Here is a 9,105-nt window from a genome sequence, read left to right on the forward strand (position 1 = left end):
AACACGGGTTTGTCCCGGTCGGGGATGTTGGTGGTCCGCGCGGTGTCGCCGAGCAGGAACCTGCGGACGTTGGGGAACGCCTCGCGCAGTCGGCGCAGTGAGGTCACGCACCGCTCTCGTGGCCAGAAGTCGTGGCCCATCATGAAGCAGGTGAGCACTTCCACCTTCTCCAGGCGGGGGTCCGGGGCCAGGTCGCGCACGTCCGCCTCGATGAAGTCGAAGCGCCCGCCGAAGCCCTCGGCGGCCACGTTCTCCGCGGCGTCGCGGAGGGCGTCGGGCGCGATGTCGATCCCGATGCCCTGGACGTTGGGATAGCGGCCCGCGATCTGTGCCAGGCGCCCGCCGCTGCCGCACCCGAGGTCCGCGACGGTGCCGAAGTCGAAGTCGAGCGCCTCCATCGCCTCCCAGAAGACCGGGTCGAACGAATGCCGGTTGATGTCCTTGCAGGCGTAGCTGATGGCCACGGCGTTGCGCCGGTAGAAACCACCGACCCTGTTCTCGTTGCGGACGATGCCCGGCATGTTCGCGAACAGCTCGGCGCAGCCGATGGTCAGCCAGTGGAAGAACGCCTTGTCCCGGTAGACCTCGGCGAACGCCGAACCGGCACGCACCGTGTCCGCGCCGCCGCCCGCACCGCCGTCCGCAGCGTCGCGGACCACCACGCCGGCCGAGCCGAGCGCGGCGAACATGCTCCGCATGGACGGCAGATGCAGGTTGTGCTTCTCACAGAACGCGGGGACATCGATCACACCGTGGTCGTTCAGCACGTCGAACGCGCCCACCTCCCACGCGGCGGCGATCGCGAACCCGGCCACGGTGGAGTTGAAGATGTCGGCGGACAGCCCCGTGCCGTCGGAGGACGGGCCGAATCCGGTCGCGTGTGCGGTCATCAAGCTCTCCTTCAAGCGGGCATCGGCGAAGGCGACACGACCGTCGCGTTCAGCGAGCCGGTACAGGCGGGGAAGGTCCCGGCTCGCGGGCCGGGGAGGGGTCACACGATCCGCACGTCCGGGACGTACAGGATCCACTTGCCGCCCGCGTCCCGGAACTCCTGCTCCTTCGCCATGATCTCCTCGGCGTGGTTCCAGGCGAACAGCAGGGCGTAGTCGGGGTAGGGCCGCGCGAAGTCCTCGGGCGTCCGCACCGGGATGTGCGTACCAGGGGTGAGCCGCCCCTGCTTGGTGGGGGTGCTGTCGCAGACGAAGGAGACCAGGTCGGGCCCGATGCCGCAGAGGTTCGTCACGGTCGCGCTCTTCGCCGTGGCGCCGTACCCGACCACCGACCTGCCCTCGTCGCGAAGGCGGCGCAGCAGTGCGGTGAGGTCCTCGCGGATCTTCAGCACGTTCTCCCCGAACCGGCGCAGCGTGGCCGTCTCGCCGAGCCCGCGCGCGTCCTCCTCCGCCAGCAGCTCGGCCACCGCGGCGGACGGCCGCCGCGACCCGGCGGGAGCCAGCGTGTAGCGAACCTCCCCGCCGTGCACCGGGAGCCGCTCCACGTCCACCAGCTCCAGCCCGTGCGCGGCGGCCATCGCGCCGACCGACCGCACGGTGAAGAAGAAGAAGTGCTCGTCGTAGATCTGGTCGAACGAGGTCCGTTCCACGATGTCGGAGAGGTAGGGGTCCTCGAAGACGAACACCCCGGTCGGCGCCAGCAGCGCGGCGACACCGGACAGGACCGATCCGATGTAGGGGATGTGGCAGAGCGTGTTGGCCGCGTAGATGACGTCGGCGTGCCCCTCCGCGGCGAGGATCTCCTTCGCGGTCGACTCCTCGAAGAACGACTTGCGGACCCTGATCCCCTTCTCGGCGGCGAGGTCGGCCACGCCTCCGGAAGGCTCCACGCCGAGGTGCCGGACGCCGGCCTCCGCGAGCGCCCTGAGCATCACGCCGTCGTTGCACCCCACCTCGACGATGAACGGGTCCTCGCCGGTGAGCTCGGTCGCGAGCAGGCGCTTGGCCAGCCCCTCGAAGTGGTCGCGCATGTACGCCGACCCGGAGGAGTAGTACGGGTACTCCTCGTGGAACATGCGGTCCCGCGGCACCTCCTCCATGAGCTGCACCATCGTGCACGCCTCGCAGAGGCCGGTGGCGAGGCGGAAGAAGAACTCCTGGCCGAGGTCGGAGCCGGGGGCGAGGAAGGCGTCGGACAACGGCTGGCGCCCGAAGTCGAAAAACTCATGAACAGTGCCACCGCACACGCGGCATTGGGATGTGTTCGGCATATGAGCTCCTGACTGACCAAACCGACGGCGAGTTGAGTGGGCCGAGCGTCAATGGGCGGACTCATCCGCGGTGTCCTCGACCAAGGAACGGGAATCGCTCCGTACAAGTTTCCGCAAGCAATGCTCTTTCGGCAAACACTTCGCTCCCACAGCGCCCTGCGGCGCTGGTGTTCCGCCTTTCTTGAGCAGGCCGGGAACTGATTTAATTTTCGGAAGTCGGGTCGGTTCGCTGTCCCGCCAGCGGGACGAAGAGGCGGTTCGCATCGGGGTTTATCTGGTACGACAGGATCGCCCCGCGGCGCCGTCCGCCAACGGCCGCCTAGCATTTTGCGCTGTTAATTCGCTATCAATGGCAGGCACGGCGCAACCGCGCGACGAATGCGGAGGAGACCGATGATTACTGCCGGGCTCAAGCTGACCAAGAGCGGCGGCCTCGCCCTGATCCGGGATGGCAGACTCGAGTTCAATATCGAGATCCAGCAGCTGGACAACAACCCGCGTTATAGCGGCGTCCGGGACCTGGAAACCCTGCCGAAATTGCTGGCCGACCGGGGATACGACGTGGACGACGTCGACGAATGGGTGGTCGACGGCTGGGCGGGCACGAAAAGCGGTCGGGTGCTGGATGTCGAGGTGGCGCCGTACCTGGAGACGGAGTCGGCCCCCGACCCCGCCCTGGCCGGCCACCGGGGCACCGTCCTGCTGGGCGGGAAGCCCAGACCATATACCAGCTATCCGCATGTGACGAGCCACATCGCGGCGGCCTACTGCACCAGCCCGTTCGCCCGGCGCGGCGAGCCCGCCATGGTCCTGGTGTGGGACGACGACGCCTTCCCCCGGCTCTACCACGTCGACGAGGGCGGGCGGATCGAGGCCGGCGGCGCGCTGTTCCCGCTCATCGGCGACGTGTACGCCATGGCCACCCGGCATTTCGGACCGTTTCCCCGGGAGAGCGGGGAGGGCGAACCCGGCCCCCGCGCGGCGGGGAACCTCATGGCGTACATCGCGATGGGCACCGTCAAGGACGAGATCCAGGCGGTGCTCCGCACGCTGTTCCACGAGCACTTCGAGGCGGACACGCCTCGGGCGCGGGAGTACCGGCAGGCGGTCGTCGGCTGCGGCGGTGCCGCCGAGCCGTCCCACCGGTACGTACACGCCTACCTGGGCGAACTCCGTGAGCGGATGGACCGGCTGGGGGTCGGTGACGCCGACGTCCTGGCCGGACTGCACGACTTTGTGGAGAAGCTCCTCGTCGAGCGGCTGGTGTCGCGGATGCGGGAGTGGCGGGGAGACGGGCCGTTCGACCTGTGCTTCGCGGGCGGCTGCGCGCTCAACACCAAGTGGAACTCCGCGCTCCGCGCGGAGCCGGCGATCCGCGAGATGTGGGTGCCGCCCTTCCCCGACGACTCGGGATCGGCGATCGGCGCCGCGGCGGCCCACCTGGGCCGCGCGGGCGGCCTGCGCCCGCTCGACTGGAACCTGCGGGCCGGCCCCGCGCCGGTCCGCCACCCGCACCTGCCTCCGGGCTGGTCGGTGTCGCCGTGCCGGCCGGAGGAGCTGGCCCGCCTGCTGCACCTCACCGGCAGGCCGGCGATCGTGCTCAGCGGGCGGGCCAAGCTCGGCCCGCAGGCGCTGGGGTCGCGCAGCATCCTGGCCCCCGCCGTCGACCCGGGCATGCGCCGGCTGCTCAACGAGGTGAAGCAGCGCGACGGGCACCGGCCGGTCACCCCGATCTGCCTGGCCGACCGCGCGCGGGACGTGTTCGATCCCGGGACGCCGGATCCGTACGCGCTGTTCGAGCACCGCCTCCGCCCGGAGTGGGTGGATCGGATCCCCGCCGTCCAGCACCTGGACGGCACGACCAGGCTGCAGACGGTCAGCGTGGACGACGATCCGACGCTGACCGTCATCCTGCGCGAGTACCACAAGTGGAGCGGGATTCCGGTGCTGTGCGGCACGAGTGCCGGTCTGAACGGGAGCGGGTTCTTTCCCGACGTCGTCTCCGCGATGCGCTGGGGCCGGATCGACATCATCTGGAGCGACGGCGTCCTGTACCGCCGCGTCCGCAACGGCAGCGAGTGAAGGAGCCGGACACATGACCCGAGAACCGCGCGCGATGGTGATCTCGCTTCAGAAGAGCGGGACCCACCTGATGCAGGAACTCATGCTGGAGCTGGGCTTCAAGATGGTCGGCGTGCCCCGGCCCGCGCCGCACACCGTGCCCGTGTTCGACGAGGAACAGAGCAGGGCCATCGCGGCGCAGGTTCTCTCCAAGCTCGACTACGACGAGTTCCTCGAACTCCAGGGCACCGAGGCGTTCGCCGAGCGCGCCCAGGAGCTCTGGGGGACGATGGTCTGGCACTGGCAGCGCCAGCTCGGCCAGCGGGTGGTCAACCGGTACGGGCGCACCAAGTACGAGTACGCCGAGGGGCTCGCCACCAACCCGCACCTGCCCTACAGCCGGTTCGCCGACACCCCGCCCGGCCTGTGCTGGATCTTCCACGAGCTGGACATCGAACGGGTGGACGGCACCTTCCTGAGCGAGTGGGTGGAGACCGCGAACCCGCCGCTCATCTTCAACTACCGCGACCCGCGCGACGCCGTCGTCTCCATGATCAACTTTTTGGAGGGGCGGACCAGGGAGGGGTACGGCAACTTCTTCGAGGCCGACATCTTCAGCGCGATCCTGGCCGGCAAGCCCACCTGGGAAGAGAAGATCGACTACGCGTTGCGGGACCGGTCGTTCCTCGGCCGGGACCAGTTCGAGAAGGCGCTCTGGCTGCTCAACCACCCGAAGGTCTGCAAGGTGCGCTACGAGGACCTGGTCGGGCCGCAGGGCGGCGGCTCCCGCGAGCGGCAGCTCGACGCGGTGAACCGGGTGCTGCGCCATCTCGGCTCCGACCGGGACGCGGAGGAGGTCGCGGGCCGGGTCTACAACCCCGACTCGTGGAGCTTCTACAAGGGCCGCAGCGGCGGCTGGCAGGAGCGGTTCACCGCGCGCAACCTGGCCAGGTTCAACGAGCAGTTCGGCGACCTGCTGGAGCAGTACGGCTACGAATGAGGCGGGCCACCCCGGCCGGCGGCGGCGCCGGAGGCCGCACCGCCGCCGGGTCCCCGTGCCGCGTCCTAGACTTACCCGGGATGGATGAATTCGCCGTGTCGCCCGTGTCGCCCGCGTCCCGGCGCAGCGTGCGCGACTGGCTCGTGGACATCGGCCTGTTCCTCTTCGCGGCGGCCTTCGGAATCATGACGGCCGCCGAGCGTATCCAGATGCCCACCCAGGACGTGTCGCCCTGGGTGTTCCAGCTCGACCAGGTGATCGGCGTGCTCGGCTGTGCCGCGCTGTGGCTGCGGCGGCGCCGCCCGGTCGAGCTGGCCCTGGCCCTCGTCGTCCTGTCGGCCTTCTCCGAGTTGGTCGGGGGCCCGATGCTGGTGGCACTGTTCACGGTGGCGGTGCACCGGGCGGCGCGGACCACGTTCGCCGTCTTCGCGTTGAGCCTGATCGCCGCGCTGGTCTACGCCGTGCTCAGGCAGGAGGTCGGCGCGCCGCGCGAGCTGCTGTTCCTGCTGGGGGTCGCGACCCAGGGCTCCGCCATCGGCTGGGGCCTCTTCGTGCACCACCGGCGCCGGCTCCTGCTGTCGCTGCGGGAGAGCGCCGCCAGGGCCGAGGCCGAGGCCCAGCAGCGCGCCCGCGAGGCGATCGCCAGGGAGATCCACGATGTCCTCGGGCACCGGCTGTCCCTGCTGAGCGTGCACGCGGGCGCGCTGGAGTTCCGGCCGGACGCCCCCGCGGAGGACATCGCCCGCGCGGCCAAGGTGATCAGGCAGAGCGCCCATCAGGCGCTGCAGGACCTGCGGGAGGCCATCGGCGTGTTGCGGGCCCCGGTCGGCGAGTCGCTGCAGCCGTCCCTGACCGACATCGAGGAGCTCGCCGCCGAGTCCCGGCGGGCCGGGATGCGGGTGAACCTCACCCAGGAGGTTCCCGGGACCGTCTCCGGCCGGAGCGGCGGCACCGCCTACCGGATCGTGCAGGAGGCCCTCACCAACGCCCGCAAGCACGCCCCCGGGGCCCAGGTGTGGGTGCACACGACGGGGACCCCCGGCCAGTGGCTCTCGATCGAGGTGCGCAACTCCGCGCCCGCCACCTCTCCCCCGGCGCCCGGCGAGGGCTCGGGGCAGGGGCTGGTCGGCCTGGCCGAACGGGTCGCCCTGATCGGCGGGCGGCTGGAGCACGGGCCCACCGACGAAGGTGGCTGGTGCCTGTCGGCCTGGCTACCCTGGCCGGTATGACCTCCCAGCAGCCGCGGCAGGTCGGCGTGCTCATCGTCGACGACGACCCCCTGGTACGCGCCGGGCTGGTGATGATGCTGGGCGGCGCGCCCGACCTCAGCATCGTCGCGGAGGCGGGCGACGGGAGCGAGGCGCTCTCGATGGCCGCCCTGCACCGTCCCGACGTCGTCCTGATGGACATCCGGATGCCCGTCATGGACGGGCTGACCGCGACCAGGGAGCTCCGCGCCCGCCCCGGCGCCCCGGAGGTCATCGTGATGACCACCTTCGACGCCGACGACCACGTGCTGCGCGCGCTGCGCGCGGGAGCGGCCGGCTACCTGCTCAAGGACACCCCGCCCGCGGAGATCGTGGCCGCGGTGCGCCAGGTCACCCTGGGCAACCCGGTGCTCTCCCCCGCCGTGACGCGGCGCCTCATCGCCCGGGTCGCCGACGACGGCGAGAACGAGCGCCGCACCCGGGCGCGGGAGCGGCTGGCCCGGCTGGCCGACCGGGAACGCGAGGTGGCCATCGCGGTCGGGCAGGGCAAATCCAACGCCGAGATCGGCGCCATGCTCCACCTCAGCCTGGCCACGGTGAAGACGCACGTGTCCAGCGTCCTCACCAAGTTCGACCTCAACAACCGGGTCCAGATCGCGCTGCTCGTCCACGACGCGGGCCTGCTCGACGACCCGCGGTGACTCAGCCGGCGGCGCGCTTGGACTTCCACCAGGAGGGGTTGTCGGCGTACCAGCGGACGGTCTCCGCCAGGCCGTCCTCGAACGCGGTCAGCGGCCGGTAGCCGAGAGCGCGCAGCTTCGTGTCGTCGAGCGAGTAGCGACGGTCGTGCCCCTTGCGGTCGGTCACCCGCTCGACCATGGTCCAGTCGGCCTCCAGCGCGTCCAGCAGCCGCTGGGTGAGTTCCAGGTTGGTCAGCTCGGCGGTGCCCGCGATGTGGTAGACCTCGCCGGGCTCGCCCTGTTCGGCGACCAGGCGGATGCCCCGGCAGTGGTCGTCGACGTGGATCCAGTCGCGGATGTTGCCGCCGTCGCCGTACAGCGGGACCTTCCTGCCCTCCAGCAGGTTGGTGACGAAGAGCGGGATGACCTTCTCCGGGAACTGGTACGGCCCGTAGTTGTTGCCGCACCTGGTGATCGACACCGGCAGCCCGTGCGTGATCGCGTAGGCGCGGGCGATCATGTCACCACCCGCCTTGGCCGCGGCGTACGGCGAGCGCGGGCGGAGCGGGGCGTCCTCGTCCCAGGAGCCCGTCTCGATCGACCCGTACACCTCGTCCGTCGAGACCTGGACGACCCTCGGCGTACCCGCGTCCAGGCAGGCCTGCATCAGCGTCTGGGTGCCGAGCACGTTGGTGCGGACGAACTCGCCGGCCCCCTCGATCGACCGGTCGACGTGCGACTCGGCCGCGAAGTTGATCACGACGTCATGGCCCGGGACCACCCGGCCGAGCAGTTCGGCGTCGCAGATGTCGCCCTGGACGAGATCGTGCGGCACTCCCTCCAGGTTGGCCAGGTCCGCGGCGTACGTGAGCCGGTCGAGCACGGTGATCCGGGCGTCCCGGGTGGTGCGCACGAAATGGGACCCGATGAAGCCGGCACCGCCGGTGACGAGAATTCTCATGGGCGAGACACACCTTTCTGTCTGGGTAGGGCGGCAGGCGGTACGCGCTACCGGGCCAGACACCATTCCAGCACCGCCATGGCGCTGTGCAGCTTGTTACGCGCCTGCTCGAAGGCGATACTTGACGGGCCGTCCAGCACCTCGGCGGTCACCTCCTCGCCACGATGCGCCGGCAGGTCGTGCATGAAGCAGGCGTCCGAGTAACGGGACATGAGAGACACATCCACCTGAAACGGTGCGAAGACCTCCCGCCATCGCGGGTCGGGCTTGCTGGTCCCGGTGGTCTGCCAGCGGGTGGTGTAGACGACGTCGACCTGGGCGGGCAGCGACAGCATGTCGTGGCTCTCCCGGACACCGCCGCCGGATCGCGCGGCCAGCGCGGACGCCTCCGCGAGCACGTCCGGCGTGAGGCCGTACCCGCGAGGGGTGCGGAACTCCAGCTCGACGCGGGGGAACCGGGAGAGCGCGTAGGCGAGCGCGACCGCGGTGTTGTTGCCCTCACCGACGTAGAGCACGCGCAGCCCCTTGAGACCGCCGAACCTGGCCGACATCGTGGTGAGATCGGCCAGGGCCTGCGTGGGGTGCTCCTCGGCGCTCATCGCGTTGACGACGGCGGGACAGTGCTCGGCGAGCGTCCGCATCTCCCGCTGCGGCCCGGCGGTGCGGACGACCAGGCCGTCCAGCATGCCACCGAGCACCCTCGCGGTGTCCTCCAGCGTCTCACCGGTGTTGAGCTGCAGGTCGCCGGGCCCGTAGGTGATCACCTGCGCGCCGAGCCGCAGCGCGCCGACGGTGAAGGAGGTCCGGGTGCGGGTGGAGGTCTTGCTGAAGTAGACGCCGACGATCCGGCCGCGCAGCGGGGCGTCGTGCGCCTCCGGGTCCGCGGCGAGGTCGACACCGCGCCGGACGATCGACTCGATGTCGACGTCCGCAAGGTCGCGCAGCGAGATCACATCACGGGAACCGACCATGAC

At 70.4% G+C, this 9,105-nt stretch carries 8 protein-coding genes; 4 read left to right on the forward strand and 4 right to left on the reverse strand.

Features of this window, described 5'->3' with window-relative positions:
- Both AB0K21_RS41825 and AB0K21_RS41830 read right to left on the reverse strand, forming a co-directional pair.
- Nucleotides 1-890, reverse strand: an 890-nt coding sequence (locus AB0K21_RS41825; RefSeq protein WP_364158233.1) for a class I SAM-dependent methyltransferase, incomplete at its 3' end; no start/stop codon positions are given.
- A gap of 101 nt (nt 891-991) precedes the next feature.
- Complete coding sequence (locus AB0K21_RS41830) at nt 992-2,221, reverse strand: class I SAM-dependent methyltransferase (protein ID WP_364158236.1); 1,230 nt, start codon at nt 2,219-2,221, stop codon at nt 992-994.
- A gap of 393 nt (nt 2,222-2,614) precedes the next feature.
- Here AB0K21_RS41830 and AB0K21_RS41835 point away from each other — a divergent pair, with 393 nt between their 5' ends.
- From AB0K21_RS41835 to AB0K21_RS41850, 4 genes are all read left to right on the forward strand, one after another.
- Nucleotides 2,615-4,303, forward strand: a complete 1,689-nt coding sequence (locus tag AB0K21_RS41835; protein WP_364158239.1) for a carbamoyltransferase N-terminal domain-containing protein — start codon at nt 2,615-2,617, stop codon at nt 4,301-4,303.
- 13 nt (nt 4,304-4,316) lie between these two features.
- Nucleotides 4,317-5,282, forward strand: a complete 966-nt coding sequence (locus tag AB0K21_RS41840; RefSeq protein ID WP_364158242.1) for a hypothetical protein — start codon at nt 4,317-4,319, stop codon at nt 5,280-5,282.
- Nucleotides 5,283-5,362: 80 nt separating this feature from the next.
- Nucleotides 5,363-6,511 (forward strand): histidine kinase, encoded by a 1,149-nt coding sequence (locus AB0K21_RS41845; protein ID WP_364158245.1) that lies wholly within the window; start codon nt 5,363-5,365, stop codon nt 6,509-6,511.
- Nucleotides 6,508-7,191, forward strand: coding sequence for a response regulator transcription factor (locus AB0K21_RS41850; RefSeq protein ID WP_364158248.1), 684 nt, complete (start codon nt 6,508-6,510; stop codon nt 7,189-7,191). The genes AB0K21_RS41845 and AB0K21_RS41850 overlap by 4 nt, the downstream gene beginning before the upstream one ends.
- Nucleotide 7,192: 1 nt before the next feature.
- Here AB0K21_RS41850 and rfbB read toward each other — a convergent pair whose 3' ends face one another.
- Nucleotides 7,193-8,131, reverse strand: coding sequence for a dTDP-glucose 4,6-dehydratase (rfbB, locus tag AB0K21_RS41855; RefSeq protein WP_343963192.1), 939 nt, complete (start codon nt 8,129-8,131; stop codon nt 7,193-7,195).
- 47 nt (nt 8,132-8,178) lie between these two features.
- Nucleotides 8,179-9,102: an ornithine carbamoyltransferase gene (locus AB0K21_RS41860; protein ID WP_364158257.1), complete on the reverse strand. Its 924-nt coding sequence runs from the start codon at nt 9,100-9,102 to the stop codon at nt 8,179-8,181.
- Between the last annotated feature and the right edge of the window lie 3 nt (nt 9,103-9,105).

The organism is Streptosporangium sp. NPDC049248 (assembly GCF_040678965.1).
GTDB lineage: Bacteria > Actinomycetota > Actinomycetes > Streptosporangiales > Streptosporangiaceae > Streptosporangium > Streptosporangium fukuiense.